Source organism: Micromonospora citrea (assembly GCF_049629545.1).
Classification (GTDB): domain Bacteria; phylum Actinomycetota; class Actinomycetes; order Mycobacteriales; family Micromonosporaceae; genus Micromonospora; species Micromonospora citrea_A.
In genome coordinates this window covers 1-17,686 of record NZ_JBNADX010000010.1, presented here as the reverse complement: position 1 = coordinate 17,686, position 17,686 = coordinate 1, and the positions used below count along the sequence as shown (strand labels likewise).

Sequence of the window (17,686 nt, the reverse complement as noted above, 5' to 3'; positions counted from 1 at the left end):
CCTGGTCCTCCGCAGGTCAGCGCCGGTAGTCGTGCCGGCCGGCGACTCCGTCGAGGCGCCGGCCGCTCGCCGTGTCGGTGTCCACGGTGGCCTCGACGGAGGTGACCACGTCCGCGCCGAGCCCGGCCAGCGAACGACCGAGGTCCTCCCAGGCGCGCAGCAGTGTCTCCTCGTAGCCCCGGTAGCTCTTCTCGAAGGCGGCTCCGATGTCGTCGCGACCCCAGGGCCGCTGGGCGCTCGCCGCCGCGATCCGGCCGCCGACCTCCTTCCGCCGGCTGCCGACCGCCTCACCGGCGAGGTGGAGGTCCTTGCCTCCCCGGCGGGCCCGATCCGGGTCGAGCCAGAGCTGTCCCTCAGCCACGCCGCTCCCCCTCACCTCGGAACACCGCGTCGGCCCGCCCCAGCAGCGCCCCGAAGTCACCGGTACGCAGGAACTCCACCGACCCCGACCCGGCCGGCAGGTAGCCGGCGACGAGGTCCTGGGTGGTGGCGACGGCGGTCGCGGTGGCGCGGTGCACGGTCAGCGTGATCTTCCGACTCAGCGCCTTGGCGTCGCGGTCGTGGAAGACGCTGGGATGGAGCTCCACCGACACCAGCTCGCCCCGGGCTCCCACGGTCGCGGTCACCTGACCGTCGTCGGAGCGTTCGGTGACCCGCAGCTGCGCCAGTTTCGTCTGCAGTTCGTCCAGACCGGACCGGAGCCGCTGGTACTGCCCGTGGACCTCCTCGAACCGCGCCCGGAGCGCGCGATTGGCGTCCCGGTCGACACTTTCGGCCAACGCCACCCTCCCCCGGTCACGTTCAGTCAGGCGAACCATACCGGGCGCCACGGAATCGTGGGGGTCCGGTAGTTTCTGCCTCGTGATCGATCGCCAGCAGGCCGAGCAACTCGCCACGGTGTGGGCCCGCCGCGACTCCGAGCGCCTGGGGTACGAATGCCGGCCCCGGGTCGACGAGTTCGATCTGGGTTACGTCATCAGGTCGGTCGTCGCGCCGGAGGTCGACACCGTCCCTGGTGACCTGCCGACCACGGTCGTCGACAAGGAGACCGGCGAGGTCTCCACCTGGCCCCGGGTGCCGGCCACCGCGGTCGAGCAGATGTACCGCCGCAGTCGCCCCACCGGCACGCCCGCGCCGCGCACCGTCGATCCGGCGAGCCAGTTGCTCCGCGAGATCCGCCGGCTGCCGACCCCGGCCACGGTCGCCCACCTCACCGTCGACGGCCGGACGTACGTGGCCCAGGGCGCCAAGGGCGACGTCGACTTGCACCATCACCCACTGGTCCGCGCCTACCTGGACGAACTGCCGCCCGGGCACCTGGTCCGGGGCGGGGATCGCCATGCCGAGCTGATCGTCGTCTCCGACGTCCTCCACGAGTACGACCACCGCCGCGCCGCCACCGGCCAGCCTCCACTGACAGCCGGCGAGGCCAAGGCACTTCTTTCGAACGGCCGATTCCAGGTCTTTCAGGTACGGGAGCCCGGAGACCCCAACGGTGGCGAGGCCCGGGATCTCTGCGAGTCGTGCACGGCAGCGCTCGTGGAACTCGGCGTGCTGCCATGGGGCGAGTTGGGTGGAATCACCGAGCCGCCGGTGATCAACCGTCCCGTACCGCTCCCTGACCGGTTCCCGCCCGAAGTGGCGCAACCACTGGCCGATGCAGGCTGGGATCAGAATCCACTCAACTGGGCTCTGGCGGAGGGTGCCATTGAGGAGACCTGTGAAGTCACCGGGCGCACCCATCGCCACGAGCCGTTCCCTGCCGCAGAACGCGTCTTCCTGGACTTCCCGGCGATCGTGACCTTCCGTCGCGGGCCTGGCGCCGAGGTGTGGATCCGCCAGTTCGACACCAACCCGACCTGGGCGGCGCACACCGCCGACACGCTCGCCGACTTCGGCGCCGTCCTCGGCGTCCGGCTCTTCCCGATCGGCTCCGAACGCCAGGACAGCATCCTCGCGGTCGACGAGCAGGGCAGGATCTTCGCCCTCGACCAGGCCGGCGAGTGGTTCCTCGGCGACGACATCGACGCCGCGCTGACCACGCTGCTGCTCGGCCTGGCCCCACGGCGGGTCCACGACGACGGCACCTGGTGACCGACCGTCCAAAAACCTCCCGGCGGCAGCGCCGGGACCGGCGCCCACAACGGCGGCGCAGCAACGGGCCGAGCCGGCAGTCCGAGCCGCCGACAGGAACGGCTACAACCGCACCCCGGTCAGCACCATCACCCGCGGCTCGGTGTAGTCCTCCATCGCGCTGCGCAGCCCCTCCCGCCCGACCCCGCTGCCCTTGACGCCCCCGTACGGCATCTGGTCGGCCCGGTACGACGGCACGTCGCCGACGATGATCCCGCCGACCTCGAGGACGCTCGCGGCGAGAAAGGCCACGTCGAGGCGGTGCGTGAAGACTCCCGCCTGCAACCCGTACGCCGAGTCGTTGACCGCCGCGAAGGCCGCCCGGTCGGTCTCGGCCCTGGCGACGACCAGGACCGGCCCGAAGACCTCCTCGGCGCAGACCTTGGCCGAGGCCGGCACCCCGGACAACACGGTCGGCGGGTAGCTGGCGCCGTCGCGCCGGCCGCCCACCTCGATGGTGGCCCCGGCGGCGACGGCCTCGTCCACCCACGCCTCGACCCGGCGGGCGGCGTCCTCCGACACCAGCGGCCCGACGTCGGTCGATTCCGAGGCGGGGTCACCCGTGCGCAGTTCCTGCACGGACGCGACCAGCCGGGGCAGGAAGCCGTCGTAGAGCCACTCGTGCACGAACACCCGCTGCACCGCGATGCACGACTGCCCGGCCTGGTAGTTGGAGAAGGTCGCGATCCGGTGCGCGGCGAAGGTGAGGTCCTCGTCGGCGGCCCAGTCCTCGCAGATCACCGCCGCCGCGTTGCCACCCAGTTCCAGGGTGACGTGCTTCTCCGGCACGGATCGGCGGATCGCCGCGCCGACCGGGCCGGAGCCGGTGAACGACACCACCGGCAGGCGCGGGTCGGTGACCAGTTCGGCGGCGCGGTCGTTGGGCAGCGGCAGCACCGAGAACATGCCCGCCGGCAGGTCGGTCCCGGCCAGGATCTCCCCGAGCAGCAGCGCGGACAGCGGGGTCGCCGGGGCCGGCTTGACGATGATCGGCGCGCCGACCGCGATCGCCGGGGCGACCTTGTGCGCGACCAGGTTGAGCGGGAAGTTGAACGGGGCGATCCCCAGCACGGGCCCCCGGGGCACCCGACGTACCAGGGCGATCCGCCCGGTCGCCGCCGGGTCGGTGTCGAGGCGTTGCAGCTCGCCGGAGAAGCGCCGCGCCTCCTCCGCCGCCCAGCGGAACGTCGAGATCGCGCGTCCCACCTCGGCCCGCGCCCACTTGACCGGCTTGCCGTTCTCGGCGGTGATCAGCGCCGCGACCTCGTCGGCCCGTTCGGCCAGCCGGCGGGACACGTGGTCGAGGGCCGCCGCCCGGGCGTGCGCGGGCAGGGCCGCGGCCTGCGCCGCCACGCCGGCCGCTGCCGCGACGGCGGCTTCGACCTGGTCGGCCGTGGCGAGGGTGGTACGCCCCACCGTCCGGCCGTCGTAGGGGTGGGTGACGGTCAGTTCGCCCTCGCCGTGGACTTCCCGGCCGGCGACATAGAAGGCTCTCGGCTCCACGTCGGCAGCGTAGACGACTGCCCACCCGCACGGATACAGTCGCCGCGGGCCTTGTCTGCCGCGAATTCAGTAGCCAAGATGGCAGACAGATTGCGATTACCTCCGCTGACCATCCCCCGGCCACCCTCGGAGTCACCCCCATGAGCGACCAGCAGAAGCTCCGTAACTTCATCAACGGCGAGTACGTCGACCCGGTGGACGGCGGGTACGCCGACCTGATCGACCCGTGCACCGGGGAGGTCTTCGCCCAGGCGCCGGTCTCCGGTGCGGCGGACGTGGACGCGGCGATGACGGCCGCCGCCACCGCCTTCGAGAGTTGGCGGGACACCACTCCGGCCGAGCGGCAGCGGGCGATGCTGAAGCTCGCCGACGCGGTCGAGGCCCGCGCGGCCGAGCTTGTCGACGCCGAGGTGCGCAACACCGGCAAGCCGCGCCAGCTCACCGCCGACGAGGAGCTGCCCCCGGCGGTCGACCAGTTCCGCTTCTTCGCCGGCGCCGCCCGCCTGCTCGAAGGGCGCTCGGCCGGTGAGTACCTGGCCGGGCACACCTCCTACGTACGGCGCGAGCCGATCGGTGTGTGCGCGCAGGTGACGCCGTGGAACTACCCGCTGATGATGGCGGTCTGGAAGATCGCCCCGGCGTTGGCGGCCGGCAACACGGTGGTGCTCAAGCCGTCGGACACCACGCCGGTGTCGACGCTGCTGCTCGCCGAGATCGCGGCCGAGTTCTTCCCACCGGGCGTGTTCAACGTGGTCTGCGGCGACCGGGACACCGGTCGTACCCTGGTGGCGCACCGGACCCCGCAGCTGGTGTCGATCACCGGCTCGACCCGCGCGGGCATGGAGGTCGCCTCCGCCGCCGCGCCCGACCTGAAGCGGACCCACCTGGAGCTGGGCGGCAAGGCCCCGGTGGTGGTCTTCGACGACGCGGACGTCGAGGCGGCGGCCGAGGCGATCGCGATGGGCGGCTACTTCAACGCCGGCCAGGACTGCACCGCCGCGACCCGGGTGCTCGCCGGTCCCGGCGTGTACGACGACTTCGTCGCCGCCCTCGCCGAGCAGGCCCGCGACACGAGGACGGGGGCGCCCGACGACGACGTCCTCTACGGCCCGCTGAACAACGCCAACCAGCTCGCCCGGGTACGCGGCTTCGTGGACCGCCTCCCCGATCACGCGAACGTCGAGACCGGCGGCTCACAGCTCGGCGAGCGCGGCTACTTCTACGCCCCGACCGTCGTCTCCGGTGTCCGGCAGGCCGACGAGATCGTCCAGGACGAGGTCTTCGGCCCGGTCATCACCGTGCAACGCTTCACCGACGAGGACGAGGCGGTGCGCTGGGCCAACGGCGTCGACTACGGCCTGTCCGCCTCGGTCTGGACGAAGGACCACGGCCGGGCGATGCGGATGACCCGCCGGCTCGACTTCGGCTGCGTCTGGGTGAACACCCACATCCCGTTCGTCTCCGAGATGCCGCACGGCGGCTTCAAGCACTCCGGCCACGGCAAGGACCTCTCCGTCTACAGCCTGGAGGACTACACCCGGATCAAGCACGTCATGCACCACATCGAGGGCTGACCCGTGAACGCGAGGACCGGGCGGTCACGAACGAGGGAGGCACGGCCGTGACGTCGTCGGAGGAGCTGCACAAGCGGCGTGGCGCGGCGGTCGCCCGTGGCGTCGGCAGCGTCGTGCCGTACTACGTGGACCGGGCCGGGGGCGGCACCCTCACCGACGTCGACGGCCGGCAGTGGATCGACTTCGCCGCCGGCATCGCGGTCACCAACGTCGGCAACTCCGCACCGAGGGTGGTCGAGGCGGTGAAGGCGCAGGTCGAACGCTTCACCCACACCTGTTTCATGGTCGCCCCGTACGAGTCGTACGTGGCGGTGTGCGAGCAGTTGAACGTGCTGACGCCGGGGACGTTCGAGAAGCGCTCGGCGCTGTTCAACTCCGGCGCCGAGGCGGTGGAGAACGCGGTGAAGATCGCCCGGCACGCCACGGGCCGGCCGGCGGTGGTGGTCTTCGACCACGCGTACCACGGGCGGACCAACCTGACCATGGCGCTGACCGCGAAGAACATGCCGTACAAGCACCGGTTCGGGCCGTTCGCCGGGGAGATCTACCGGGTGCCGATGTCGTACCCGCTGCGCGACGGGGGTCTCTCCGGCGCCGAGGCGGCGGCCCGGGCGATCGAGACGGTGGAGAAGCAGGTGGGCGCGGAGAACGTGGCCGCGCTGCTGATCGAGCCGATCCAGGGCGAGGGTGGCTTCGTCGTACCCGCGCCGGGGTTCCTGCCGGCGCTGCGCGAGTGGGCGACCGCCGCCGGCGTGGTGTTCGTCGCCGACGAGATCCAGACCGGCTTCTGCCGCACCGGTGACTGGTTCGCCTGCCAGCACGAGGGCGTCGAGCCGGATCTGATCACGCTGGCCAAGGGGATCGCCGGCGGGCTGCCGCTGGCGGCGGTGACCGGCCGGGCCGAGTTGATGGACGCGGTGCACGTCGGCGGCCTCGGCGGCACGTACGGCGGCAACCCGATCGCCTGCGCGGCGGCGCTGGCGAGCATCGAGACCATGCACGAGCTGGACCTGGCCGTGGCCGCACGCCGGATCGGGCAGGTGATGGGTGACCGGCTGCGCGCGATCGCCGCCCGCGACCCGCGCATCGCCGAGGTGCGCGGTCGCGGCGCGATGCTGGCCGTCGAACTGGTCCGGCCCGGCACGCCGACACCCGATCCCGCCGCGGCGACGGCGATCTCGGCGGCCTGCCACGCCGCCGGGCTGCTCACCCTGACCTGCGGCACGTACGGCAACGTGCTGCGGTTCCTGCCGCCGCTGGTCATCTCCGACGAGGAGCTGGGCCGGGGTCTGGACATCCTGGACGCCGCCGTCGGCTGACGCCCCGTCCTACCCGCCGCCGGAACCCGTCCCTCACCAGAGGGGCGGGTTCGGTGCGTTCTCCACTCAGGAGCGATCCCCTCGCCCCGGGCGCGCGGCACCGTTGACAGCAGGGCTCCCGTCCCACCACCATGTCTTATAGTCTTACTGTCGTAGGACAATAGAAGGGTTGGTCCTGGGTGATCGAGTTCGTGCTGAACAGCCGGTCCAGGGTGAACACGTATGTGCAGCTGATTCAGCAGGTCAAACAGGCCCTGCGCGTGGGGCTGCTGACTCCGGGCGACCAGCTGCCCAAGGTCCGCGACGTCGCACAGTCGCTGGCGATCAACCCGAACACGGTGTTGAAGGCGTATCGCGAGTTGGAGATCGAGGGCCTGGTGGAGGGCCGCCCCGGCGTGGGCACCTTCGTCCGGCGCAGCCTCGCCGACGCGTCCCTGGCGAACCAGGGCGCGCTGCGCGAGGAGCTCGTCGCCTGGGTGCAACGGGCCCGGGCCGCCGGGCTCGCCCCGGAGGACGTCACCGCGCTGGTCGAGACCACCATGCGGGCCGCACTCGCCGCCGAGGCGTCGCGCGGCGAGACCGCACGAGCGGAATGAGAGGACAGCGAATGGAGACAGTGCTGGAGGCCGAGCAGCTCGGCAAGCGCTACGGCAAGAGCTGGGCGCTGCGGGATTGCGCACTGCGGCTGCCCGCCGGGCGCGTCGCCGCACTCGTCGGGCCCAACGGTGCGGGCAAGAGCACTCTGCTGCACCTGACGGTCGGCCTACTGAGACCGGACGCCGGCACGGTGCGGGTCTTCGGCGAGTCGCCGTACGACAACCCGGCGGTCCTGCCGGAGATCGGCTTCGTCGCCCAGGACACCCCGCTGTACCGCGACTTCACCGCCGCCGAACTGGTCCACCTCGGTGGCCGGATGAACCGGCGCTGGGACGCCGCGCTGGCGCGGGACCGGCTCGCCCAACTCGGCATCCCACCGCACCTGCCGGTCGGCAGGCTCTCCGGCGGCCAACGGGCCCAGGTCGCGCTCGCGCTCGCGCTGGCGAAGCGACCCCGTCTGCTGCTGCTCGACGAGCCGGTCGCCAGCCTCGACCCGCTGGCCCGCAGGGAGTTCCACCAGTCACTGATGGGTAGCGTCGCCGAGTCGGAGACGACCGTGCTGCTCTCCTCGCACCTGTTGGCCGACCTGGAACGGGTCTGCGACTACCTGATCGTGCTCACCTCCGCCCGGGTGCAGCTCGCCGGCGTCGTCGACGACCTGGTCGCCGCGCACCGGCAGTTGATCGGCCCACGGCACGACGGCGGCCCGATCGGCGGCGTCGCCGGGGTGGTCCGGGCCAGCCACACCGACCGGCAGTCCACGCTGCTGGTCCGCACCGACGGCCCGGTCACCGACCCCACCTGGCCTGGCCTGCTTCATCGGTGTACGGGCGGCGGTGGCGATCCTGGCCCGACCGCACTACCAGCCGGCCCGCACCCTCACCTTCCCCATCGAGGGGTCCACCGAGGCAGACATGGGACGCGGCGACTGGGTCCTCGCCCGAGGCATCCGGAACGCCGACGGGACGATGGTGGCGGAGGACGCACGGATCATCTGCCCGCCCGGCGGCAAGGGACCGGACGGCCGGGCCTGCGGCGCCGAGCTGGGCCTCCAGCCGGGCGCGTACAACTGGCAGCTCTACCAGCCGGGCGACCGGTTCTGGCTGTTCCAGGGCATCGAGACCGGCATCTTCGTCGCCCTCGCCGTGCTCCTGCTCCACCTGGCCGTCCGCCGCATCCGGCGCATCGCCTGACGAGCCGTGGAACACCATGGGTGCCCCGCGCCCATGGTGTTCCACCGACCCCCCGGCCGGACTCGGCAACCGAAAACTGACTCTTCAGTCAGTCGGGCACGAGCCGGGCAGGCCGACTGCCTGCGGGTATGGCACTCGGAGGCCGTCCAGAGTTTGTGATTTTTTTCCTATCCCTTAGATCTGTCTCCATACGTCGATCTCGGCCCTACGATCTCCTTCAACTCGATCAACATCGATCGGGTGGTGTGCCACGAGCACACCTCACCGGAAGGAACACCCCCCAGGGATGACGAACCCCCACGCACCCCGAAGCCCCTGGCGCATCGGGATCGCCACAGCCGCCGTCACCACCGCGGTGGCCCTCGGCGCTCCGGCGACCGCCGCCCCCACCGCCCCCGCCGAGGGACAGATCCTCCAGGCCGGTGGCGCCACCGCGGTCACCGGCTCGTACATCGTCGTGTTCAAGGACGCCGCCGTGAACCGGGCCGACGTCGCGAAGACCGCGCGTGCCCTCGCCGACGAGCACGACGGCGCGGTGGCCCGCACCTACCGGAACGCGCTGCGCGGCTTCGAGGCCCGACTGTCGGAGGCCGAGGCCCGGCAGCTCGCCGCCGACCCGTCCGTGCGCTACGTCCAGCAGAACCACACCGTCCGCATCACCGGTACGCAGAGCCCGACCTCGTCCTGGGGCCTCGACCGGCTCGACCAGCGCGCCCTGCCGCTGAACAACTCCTACACGTACCCGAACACCGGCTCGGGCGTGAAGGCGTACATCATCGACACCGGCATCCGGACCAGCCACAGCGACTTCGGCGGTCGCGCGATCTCCGGCTTCGACTCCGTCGACGGCGGCACCGCGGACGACTGCAACGGGCACGGCACGCACGTCGCCGGCACGGTCGGCGGCACCTCGTACGGCGTGGCCAAGGGTGTCACCCTGGTCGGCGTCCGGGTGCTCGACTGCGAGGGCAGCGGCACCAACGCCGGGGTCATCCAGGGCGTCGACTGGGTGACCGGCGACCACGCCGCCGGCCAGCTCGCGGTGGCCAACATGAGCCTCGGCGGCGGCTTCGACCAGGCGCTCAACGACGCGGTCGCCCGCTCCATCGCCGACGGCGTCACCTACGGCCTCGCCGCGGGCAACGACAGCGGCGCCAACGCCTGCAACAGCTCGCCAGCCAGCACCCCGGCGGGCATCACCGTCGGCTCGACCACCAACACCGACGCCCGGTCGTCGTTCTCCAACATCGGCAGCTGCCTGGACATCTTCGCCCCGGGCTCGTCGATCACCTCGGCCTGGCACACCGGCAACACCGCGACGAACACCATCAGCGGCACCTCGATGGCGACCCCGCACGTGGTCGGCGCCGCGGCGCTGGTGCTCGCCGCCAACCCGTCGTTCACCCCGCAGCAGGTGCGCGACAAGCTGGTCACCGACGCCACCAGCAACGTGGTGACCAACGTCGGCACCGGCTCGCCCAACAAGCTGCTCCACGTCGGCGGCGGCACCACCACGCCGCCCCCGCCGCCGCCGGGCTGCACGCAGACCAACGACGCCGACGTGACCGTCTCGGACAACGCCACCGTCGAGAGCGCGATCACCATCTCCGGTTGCACGGGCAACGCCGGCGCCGCCAGCACCGTCGCGGTGAACATCGTGCACCCGTACATCGGCGACCTCGTCGTCAGCCTCGTCGCCCCCGACGGCAGCGCCTACACCCTGCACAACCGCGCCGGCGGCTCCGCCGACAACATCAACCAGACCTACACGGTCAACCTCTCCGGTGAGGTCGCCAACGGCACCTGGAAGCTGCGCGTCCAGGACGCCGCCAGCGGTGACACCGGCTACCTGAACAGCTGGACGCTCAACCTGGGCGGCTCGGCGGCCACCTGCGGCGGCACCAACGGCAACAACGTGACGATCGGCGACAACGCCACGGTGTCCAGCGCCATCGCGGTCTCGGGCTGCACCGGCACCGCCTCGTCGACCAGCAAGGTCGAGGTGCACATCGTGCACACCTACATCGGGGACCTGGTGGTCAGCCTGATCGCCCCCGACGGCAGCGCCTACACCCTGCACAACCGCAGCGGCAGCTCCACCGACAACATCAACCAGACCTACACGGTCAACCTCTCCACCGAGACCCGCAACGGCACCTGGAACCTGCGGGTCCAGGACGCCGCCGGCGGCGACACCGGCTACATCGACAGCTGGACCCTGACCCTGTAGTTCCACCGCCCCGGTTCGACCGGGCCGGGCCGGACGGGCCCCTCGCCATCGGTTGGCGAGGGGCCCCTTCCGGCTGTTTCAAGACGCCGGCACCTTCTGGCGGCGGAGGCTGCCCGCCATGACCGCCGCCCTGTCAGCGGAGCAGTTCGACCATGTTGCGGCGGACCAGGTTCTTGCCGGGTTCCCGGATCGCGTCCATGGCGGCGGCGTTGAGCAGCACGCAACTGCCCGACGGCCCGGTCACCGTCACGGTGACCGCCTTGCCGTTGTCCAGGTTCGTCACCCGCAGCCGCGTCCCGACCGGAAACTGGCCGCTGGTCGCGGCGGGCGCACCGCCCTCGGCGGAGAAGGTGATCGACCCGGCGCACACGCTCGCCCCGGCAGCGCCACCCGGCTGCGCGCCGCCCGCCGTGGCCCCGGGCTGCGCGCTGCCCGGCCGGATCTGGCTGCCAGGCTGGGCCGCTCCCCCGGGCTGGGCCCCGCCGTCGAGGCGTTCCACCAGGTTGCGGCGGATCACGTTCTTCCCCGGCTCCCGCACGAGGTCCATCGCGGCGGCGTTGAGCAGCACGCAACTGCCCGACGGCCCGGTCACCGTCACGGTGGCCGCCTTGCCGTTGTCCAGGTTCGTCACCCGCAGCCGCGTCCCCACCGGGAACCGGTCGCTGGTCGCCGCCGGGACGCCACCCTCGGCCGAGAACGTGACCGACCCCTGGCAGGCGCTCGGCCGGGCGGTGGCGGTGTCGGCGAACCCGAACCCCGTCCCGACCGCCACCACCGCCGTGGCCACCGCCGCCACCCCGGCCGCCAGCACGTGCTTCCGCTGCACCTTCACCGCAACTCCCGTCTCCCGGTGGTCTCCTACGACGCCGGGTACGGACTGGGAGCGCTGCCGGGTTCACCGTTTCCGGCAGGAAAGTTTCGAGTGGTACGGGCACCGGGCACGACGGACGCCCAGGGTCGCCTGCGCGGGCAGCAGCCCGGGAGGCAACTCGTCAATGTCGAGCCAAGCACGAGAAGTGGGCCCGGGAGGAGTCCCGGGCCCACGGAGGATCAGATGTCGTTGTGCCAGCCGCGCCTGATCTCGCCGGCCGGCCGCGGCTCGCCCTTGGCGACCACCCGCCAGAACCGGTCCGGCTCGGCATGGTCCCGCAGCGACAGCTCGACGCCCACCCTCAGCCGCCGCTCGTCGCGCACCCAGGCGACCAGGTGGCGGTCGTCGCTGACCAGCTGGAGCTGCACCATCATCCGTTCCCGCGTCCCGACCATCACGACCGCCCTTCCCCTGCCCCGGCGCGCACCCTGCGCGCCGGGCACAGGATGGGGGATCGTCGATCGACCGGGCAACCGGTATTGGCGATCACGGGTGAGCTGGGTCACCATGGGCGCGAGGAGGTCGCCCGTGGCTGACCCGTGGCTCGCCCTGGAGTTCGGCGTCGATCCGGCAGAGCGGATCGCGCAGGTCGGCGCCGCCCACGAGGCGTTCCTGACCGCCGGCGTCACCGCGCACCCGGTCCGCGAGGTGGTCCGACGGTCGTGGGAACGGTCCGCGCTGCTCGACCCGGAGACCACCGCCCCCGTCGACCTCACCGACGAGGCGCTGGAGAGCTACCGTGCCGCCCATCCCCTGGTCCGGGTGCTGCCCCTCTTCCGCGACCTGCTCGGCGGCATCGCCCAGGACGGCGCGCACCTGATGGCGGTCTGCGACGCGTACGGGCGGCTGCTCTGGGTGGAGGGGCATCCGGGGGTGCTCCGGCACGCCGAGCGGATGAACTTCGTCCCCGGGGCCCGCTGGGACGAGCAGCACGCCGGCACCAACGCCCCCGGCACCGCCCTCGCCATCGACCACAGTGTGCAGATCTTCGCCACCGAGCACTTCGTCCGGCCGGTGCAGCGCTGGACCTGCGCCGCCGCGCCCATCCACGACCCGGCCACCGGCCGGCTGCTCGGCGCGGTCGACATCACCGGCGGCGACCATCTGGCCACCCCGCAGAGCCTCGCCCTGGTGCGGGCCACCGCCCGGGCCGCCGAGGCGTTCCTGGCCGCGCCGGTCGAACCCGACCTGGTCCAGGTGTCCGCGCTCGGCCGCGACGAGGCGGAACTGCGCGTCGGCGGACGACGCGTACGGCTCGGCCGCCGGCACAGCGAGCTGCTGGTGCTGCTGCTCGACCACCCCGAGGGGCGGACCGGCGAGCAGCTCGGCCTCGACCTCTACGGCGACGACCGGCTGCACCCGGTCACCCTGCGCGCCGAGCTGTCCCGGCTGCGCCGGGCACTCGGTGACGAGTTGCTCGAGTCCCGGCCGTACCGGCTGCGGGGGCGGCTGCGCGCGGACTTCCGTACCGTCACCGAACTGCTGGAACACGGCGACGTGCCGGGCGCGCTCGGGGCGTACCCGGGAAGTCTGCTGCCGGCCTCCGACGCGCCGGGAGTGGTGCGACTGCGCCGGCTGGTCGACGGGCAACTGCGCGCGGCCGTGCTGGCCGCCGCGGACCCGGCGCTGCTCGCGGCCTGGACCGCGACGCCCGCCGGCCGCGACGACCTGGCCGCCTGGCAGGCGATGGCGCGGGCGTTGCCGGCGGGCGCGCCCCGCCGGCCCCTCGCCCTCGCGCGGATCCGCCAGCTCTCCCGGGAGTACGACCTCCAGGGCGCAACGTCGCTGCAACGTCACTGCCACTAGCGTCCCGCCATCCACCACCCACGGACGGCGGAGGTACCCGATGACGCGCTACGACGCCCCCACCCACTGGCAGTCCCGCTACGACCACTTCATCGGCGGCGAGTACGTGAAGCCGCACGGCGGTCGCTACTTCGAGAACCCCACCCCGGTCACCGGGCAGACCTTCTGCGAGGTGGCCCGGGGCACCGCCGAGGACGTCGAGAAGGCCCTCGACGCCGCGCACGGCGCCGCCGACGCCTGGGGACGCACCTCGGTCGCCGAGCGGGCGCTGGTCCTGAACCGGATCGCCGACCGGATGCAGGAGAACCTGGAGTCCCTCGCCGTCGCCGAGACCTGGGAGAACGGCAAGCCGGTACGCGAGACCCTGGCCGCCGACATCCCGCTCGCGATCGACCACTTCCGGTACTTCGCCGGGGCGATCCGGGCCCAGGAGGGCACCCTCGGGGAGATCGACGACGACACCGTGGCGTACCACTTCCACGAGCCGCTCGGCGTGGTCGGGCAGATCATCCCGTGGAACTTCCCGATCCTGATGGCGGTCTGGAAGCTCGCCCCGGCGCTCGCCGCCGGCAACGCCGTGGTGCTCAAACCCGCCGAGCAGACCCCCGCGTCGATCCACCATCTGCTCTCGCTCGTCGCCGACCTGCTGCCGCCCGGCGTGGTGAACGTGGTCAACGGCTTCGGCGTCGAGGCGGGCAAGCCGCTGGCCTCCTCGCCCCGGGTGGCGAAGGTGGCGTTCACCGGAGAGACCACCACCGGTCGGCTGATCATGCAGTACGCCAGCGAGAACATCAGGCCCGTCACGCTGGAGCTGGGCGGCAAGAGCCCGAACATCTTCTTCGACGACGTCAGCGCCGCCTCCGACGACTTCCGGGACAAGGCACTGGAGGGCTTCACCATGTTCGCGCTCAACCAGGGCGAGGTCTGCACCTGCCCGTCGCGGGCGCTGATCCAGCAGGGCCACTACAGCGACTTCCTCGCCGCCGCCGTCGAGCGGACGTCAGCGGTACGGCAGGGGCACCCGCTGGACACCGACACGATGATCGGCGCACAGGCGAGCAACGACCAACTGGAGAAGATCCTTTCCTACCTGGACATCGGTCGGCAGGAGGGCGCGAGGGTGCTCACCGGCGGCGGGCGCGCCGAACTCGGTGGGGAACTGTCCGGCGGGTACTACGTCGAGCCGACGATCTTCGAGGGCGACAACTCGATGCGGATCTTCCAGGAGGAGATCTTCGGCCCGGTGGTCTCGGTGACCTCCTTCGCCGACCTGGACGACGCCGTGAAGATCGCCAACGACACCCTGTACGGGCTCGGCGCGGGCGTCTGGACCCGCGACATGAACACCGCGTACCGGGCCGGGCGGGCGATCCAGGCCGGGCGGGTCTGGACGAACTGCTACCACGCGTACCCGGCGCACGCCGCGTTCGGCGGGTACAAGCAGTCCGGCATCGGCCGGGAGAACCACAAGATGATGCTGGAGCACTACCAGCAGACCAAGAACCTGCTGGTCAGCTACTCCACCGAGAAGCTCGGCCTCTTCTGATGGCCGACCCCGTCTCGCTGACTCCCGCGGCGGCCGGCCTGATCCGGTCGCTGCGGGAGCGGCACGGGCCGTTGATGTTCCACCAGTCCGGCGGCTGCTGCGACGGCAGCGCCCCGATGTGCTACCCGGCCGGGGAGTTCCGCACCGGCTCCTCCGACGTCCTGCTCGCGGCGCTGCGGATCGAGGAGGTCGCGGAACCGGTCGAGTTCTGGATGTCGGCGGCGCAGTGGGAGCTGTGGAAGCACACCACGCTCACGATCGACGTGGTCCCCGGGCGGGGCGGCGGCTTCTCGCTGGAGGCCCCGGACGGCGTGCGCTTCCTCATCCGGTCGCGGCTCGCCTGAGCGGCGCAACGGGACGTCCGACTCTGCGCGGCGTCGACCGGCGGGCGGAGGATGGAGGCAGCGGGCGCGAGAGGCCCCCTGCCCCGTCCGACGCCCGCGTCGGAGGTGATTCCCGTGAACGAGCGGAGCAGCAACGGTGTGGTCCGGCGGATCCGGGCCGTGCTCGTCGCCGCGGCGGCAATGGTGCTGGTGGTCGCCGTCGGGGTGGTGGTGGCGCCGTCGCGGGCCGTCGCCGCCGACACCGCACCCTCCCGGGCAGCGGTCTTCACCAAGGGGTACGACAGCACGAAGATCGTCACCCTGACCTTCGACTCGGACTGGCCCACCTCGGACGACGAGCGGACCAGGGCGAACATCTCCTCCGTCCTGGACACCCTGGCCGCGAACGGGATCACCGCCGGGTTCGGGCTGACCGGGCGGTTCGTGGCGCAGAACCAGGACGCCACCCGGGCCATCGCCGCCGGCGGGCACAAGCTGATCAACCACAGCTGGGACCACCCCGACTTCCTGACCCTGAGCCAGGCCGCGCGGTGGTCCCAGCTCGACCGCGCCGAGGCGGCCTACCGGGCGCTCGGGCTCACCTCGGCCGGCTGGTTCCGCACCCCGTACCGGTCCGGCTACCTCGACCCGGGGGTGAACCGAGACCTCGCCCTGCACGGCTGGTACGTCAACCTCGACTGGACCTACGACACCACCGGCTACCAGGCGAAGCCGTGGTCGGTCATCAGTCAGCGGATCGACGCGTACACGGTGCCGGGCGCGATCCTGGTGATGCACGTCAGCGCGCCCTCCACCGACCCCGGGTACCTGCAGGCGATCATCGACAAGCTCAAGGGCATGGGGTACGGCTTCGCCAGCCCGTACCGGGCGGTGACCGTCGGCGGGATCAGGTCGAAGTACCTCTCGCTGGGCGGCCCGTCGTCGGCGTTCGGGGCCCCGGTCACGGCGGAGATGGTCGCCACCACCAGCGGCACGGCGGTGCAGTGGTTCCAGCGCGGCCGCATCTACTGGCGCAGCGGCGTCGGCACGTACTACGTGTTCGGCGGCATCCTGACCAAGTACCGCTCCCTGGGCACCGTCACGTCGTTCCTGGGCTTCCCGCTCGTCGACGAGCAGGCCGGGGCGAACGGCGGCCGGTACCAGCGGTTCCAGGGCGGGTCGATCTACTGGTCGTCGGCGACCGGGGCACACACGGTCAACGGCGGCATCCGGACGAAGTGGACGGCGCTGGGCGCCGAGGCGGGCTTCCTCGGCTATCCCGTCTCGGACGAGGTGGCGGTCACCGGCGGACGCGCCTCACAGTTCCAGGGCGGCAACGTGTACTGGTCGTCGGCGACCGGGGCGCACGAGGTACACGGCCCGATCCTGAGCCGCTACGTCAGCCTCGGCGGCACCGGCAGCCGGCTCGGCCTGCCCACCACCGACGAGTACGCGGTGACCGGTGGCCGCCGGGCCGACTTCCAGCACGGCGCGATCGTCCTGGACACCGCGACCGGCACGACCCGGGTCATCTACACCTGACCGGGCCGGACGACCGTGGGGGCGGACGCCCGGCGTCCGCCCCCACCGCGATCCCCGGTCAGCCGATGCTGAAGACGGCGTTGTCCATCTCGCCGCGGAACTGGTCGTTGTTCGTCAGGCCCGCACCCTTGGCGCCGATGTGCACCTTCGCGGTGCTGGTGACGTCCATCGTCGCGCCCGGACCTTCCGCCACCACCGTGCTGCCGACGACCAGGCTCAGCGTGTCACCACGCCGCTTGCACTGGACGAACTTCCAGCCCTGGTCGGCGATGGAGGCGTCGGCGGTGATCAGCTTCGACACGGTGAGACCCGCGGTGTCGAGCCCCTTGATGCGGCAGCCCGGCCTGCCGCCGTCGAGCTGGAGCTTCCACTGCGCCGGGTCGGCGTAGACACCCTTCTGGACCAGGTTGGCGCCCTCGGTCACCTGACCGGCGGTCACCTTCACCATGGCGCTGATCGTGAAGTCCTGCGTTCCCGGGTTGAGGTTGGCCGCGTCCGGCACCTGGATCAGCGCGCTGCCCGTGGCCGGGAAGGCGATCGCCGGGCTCGCGCCGGATCCGCTCGGGCGGGACGTACGGGAGATGCTGCCCGGGGCGCCCACCGCGATGCACCCCGAGTCGCCCGGAGTGGCGACGTCGGCGAAGCAGCCGGCCGTCCACGGACCGGGCTCGACCTGCCCGGTCGGAGTGGCGTCGAAGTCGAGCCGGAGCTGCTCGGTGGCCGCGTAGGCGGGCGTCGCGTTGACCAGGGCGGCGGTGGCGAGAGCGGCGACACCGAGGGCGAATGTGGACATGGCACGACCCATGAAGGTCCTCCGGAGATTGGGCCACGGACCCCCGTACGGCCGCAGCGTCACCACATGATCACGTCACGTCCACCCCCTGTCAATGCCCCACGAACCGACTCCCCCACCCACCCCCACCCACGGGACCGTTGATGATCCCGTTCGAGATGTGCATCGCCAGGGTGTCCACCGGGTCAGCTTATTTCCACGGCATCGTTGTTGCCAAGATGTGGCAACAAGGCATGGTGTTGATCACCGTACGCCC

Annotated in this window: 17 protein-coding genes and 1 pseudogene; 11 read left to right on the top strand and 7 right to left on the bottom strand. The window is 71.9% G+C overall.

What is annotated here, in order from left to right; all coding sequences use genetic code 11:
• Positions 1-16: 16 nt before the first annotated feature.
• Together ACPFP2_RS13175 and ACPFP2_RS13170 are read right to left on the bottom strand one after the other, a co-directional pair.
• Positions 17-361 carry a hypothetical protein gene (locus tag ACPFP2_RS13175; RefSeq protein WP_424089362.1) on the bottom strand — a complete coding sequence of 115 codons (345 nt, stop codon included), beginning with the start codon at positions 359-361 and terminating at the stop codon, positions 17-19.
• Complete coding sequence (locus ACPFP2_RS13170; protein WP_424089360.1) at positions 354-785, bottom strand: YbaB/EbfC family nucleoid-associated protein; 432 nt, start codon at positions 783-785, stop codon at positions 354-356. The genes ACPFP2_RS13175 and ACPFP2_RS13170 overlap by 8 nt, the downstream gene beginning before the upstream one ends.
• Positions 786-861: 76 nt before the next feature.
• Here ACPFP2_RS13170 and ACPFP2_RS13165 point away from each other — a divergent pair, with 76 nt between their 5' ends.
• Positions 862-2,094 (top strand): SUKH-3 domain-containing protein, encoded by a 1,233-nt coding sequence (locus ACPFP2_RS13165; protein WP_424089358.1) that lies wholly within the window; start codon positions 862-864, stop codon positions 2,092-2,094.
• A 102-nt stretch (positions 2,095-2,196) separates the two neighbouring features.
• Here ACPFP2_RS13165 and ACPFP2_RS13160 read toward each other — a convergent pair whose 3' ends face one another.
• Positions 2,197-3,636 (bottom strand): aldehyde dehydrogenase family protein, encoded by a 1,440-nt coding sequence (locus tag ACPFP2_RS13160; RefSeq protein ID WP_424089356.1) that lies wholly within the window; start codon positions 3,634-3,636, stop codon positions 2,197-2,199.
• Between the two features lie 140 nt (positions 3,637-3,776).
• On the opposite strand from ACPFP2_RS13160, the gene ACPFP2_RS13155 reads away from it, so the two are divergent.
• From ACPFP2_RS13155 to ACPFP2_RS13140, 4 genes and pseudogenes are all read left to right on the top strand, one after another.
• Positions 3,777-5,210 (top strand): gamma-aminobutyraldehyde dehydrogenase, encoded by a 1,434-nt coding sequence (locus tag ACPFP2_RS13155; RefSeq protein ID WP_424089354.1) that lies wholly within the window; start codon positions 3,777-3,779, stop codon positions 5,208-5,210.
• Positions 5,211-5,257: 47 nt separating this feature from the next.
• Positions 5,258-6,529 carry a 4-aminobutyrate--2-oxoglutarate transaminase gene (gene gabT / locus ACPFP2_RS13150; RefSeq protein ID WP_424089352.1) on the top strand — a complete coding sequence of 424 codons (1,272 nt, stop codon included), beginning with the start codon at positions 5,258-5,260 and terminating at the stop codon, positions 6,527-6,529.
• 179 nt (positions 6,530-6,708) lie between these two features.
• Positions 6,709-7,125: a GntR family transcriptional regulator gene (locus ACPFP2_RS13145; protein WP_424089351.1), complete on the top strand. Its 417-nt coding sequence runs from the start codon at positions 6,709-6,711 to the stop codon at positions 7,123-7,125.
• Positions 7,122-7,550: pseudogene (locus ACPFP2_RS13140) on the top strand (ATP-binding cassette domain-containing protein); the annotation flags it as partial. The gene ACPFP2_RS13145 and the pseudogene ACPFP2_RS13140, both read left to right, overlap by 4 nt.
• 96 nt (positions 7,551-7,646) lie before the next feature.
• Here the strand turns inward: ACPFP2_RS13140 and ACPFP2_RS13135 are convergent.
• On the bottom strand, positions 7,647-7,946 hold the full coding sequence (locus tag ACPFP2_RS13135; protein ID WP_424089601.1) for a hypothetical protein: 300 nt from the start codon (positions 7,944-7,946) through the stop codon (positions 7,647-7,649).
• A 16-nt stretch (positions 7,947-7,962) separates the two neighbouring features.
• Here ACPFP2_RS13135 and ACPFP2_RS13130 point away from each other — a divergent pair, with 16 nt between their 5' ends.
• Together ACPFP2_RS13130 and ACPFP2_RS13125 are read left to right on the top strand one after the other, a co-directional pair.
• The gene (locus ACPFP2_RS13130; protein WP_424089600.1) at positions 7,963-8,319 is read left to right on the top strand and encodes a hypothetical protein; all 357 of its coding nucleotides are present in this window, start codon (positions 7,963-7,965) and stop codon (positions 8,317-8,319) included.
• A gap of 286 nt (positions 8,320-8,605) precedes the next feature.
• Complete coding sequence (locus ACPFP2_RS13125; RefSeq protein WP_424089349.1) at positions 8,606-10,549, top strand: S8 family peptidase; 1,944 nt, start codon at positions 8,606-8,608, stop codon at positions 10,547-10,549.
• Between the two features lie 133 nt (positions 10,550-10,682).
• On the opposite strand, the gene ACPFP2_RS13120 is transcribed toward ACPFP2_RS13125, so the two are convergent.
• A complete protein-coding gene (locus ACPFP2_RS13120) occupies positions 10,683-11,381 on the bottom strand; it encodes a hypothetical protein (protein ID WP_424089347.1) in 699 nt (232 codons plus the stop codon).
• 218 nt (positions 11,382-11,599) lie between these two features.
• Complete coding sequence (locus ACPFP2_RS13115) at positions 11,600-11,818, bottom strand: hypothetical protein (protein WP_424089345.1); 219 nt, start codon at positions 11,816-11,818, stop codon at positions 11,600-11,602.
• Between the two features lie 130 nt (positions 11,819-11,948).
• Between ACPFP2_RS13115 and ACPFP2_RS13110 the strand changes: the two genes are divergently transcribed.
• From ACPFP2_RS13110 to ACPFP2_RS13095, 4 genes are all read left to right on the top strand, one after another.
• Positions 11,949-13,226, top strand: coding sequence for a GAF domain-containing protein (locus tag ACPFP2_RS13110; RefSeq protein WP_424089344.1), 1,278 nt, complete (start codon positions 11,949-11,951; stop codon positions 13,224-13,226).
• Positions 13,227-13,266: 40 nt separating this feature from the next.
• A complete protein-coding gene (gene adh / locus ACPFP2_RS13105) occupies positions 13,267-14,772 on the top strand; it encodes an aldehyde dehydrogenase (protein WP_424089342.1) in 1,506 nt (501 codons plus the stop codon).
• Complete coding sequence (locus tag ACPFP2_RS13100; protein WP_424089340.1) at positions 14,772-15,116, top strand: DUF779 domain-containing protein; 345 nt, start codon at positions 14,772-14,774, stop codon at positions 15,114-15,116. The genes adh and ACPFP2_RS13100 overlap by 1 nt, the downstream gene beginning before the upstream one ends.
• Positions 15,117-15,230: 114 nt before the next feature.
• On the top strand, positions 15,231-16,637 hold the full coding sequence (locus tag ACPFP2_RS13095) for a polysaccharide deacetylase family protein (RefSeq protein ID WP_424089338.1): 1,407 nt from the start codon (positions 15,231-15,233) through the stop codon (positions 16,635-16,637).
• Between the two features lie 58 nt (positions 16,638-16,695).
• On the opposite strand, the gene ACPFP2_RS13090 is transcribed toward ACPFP2_RS13095, so the two are convergent.
• The gene (locus ACPFP2_RS13090; RefSeq protein ID WP_424089336.1) at positions 16,696-17,430 is read right to left on the bottom strand and encodes a LamG-like jellyroll fold domain-containing protein; all 735 of its coding nucleotides are present in this window, start codon (positions 17,428-17,430) and stop codon (positions 16,696-16,698) included.
• Between the last annotated feature and the right edge of the window lie 256 nt (positions 17,431-17,686).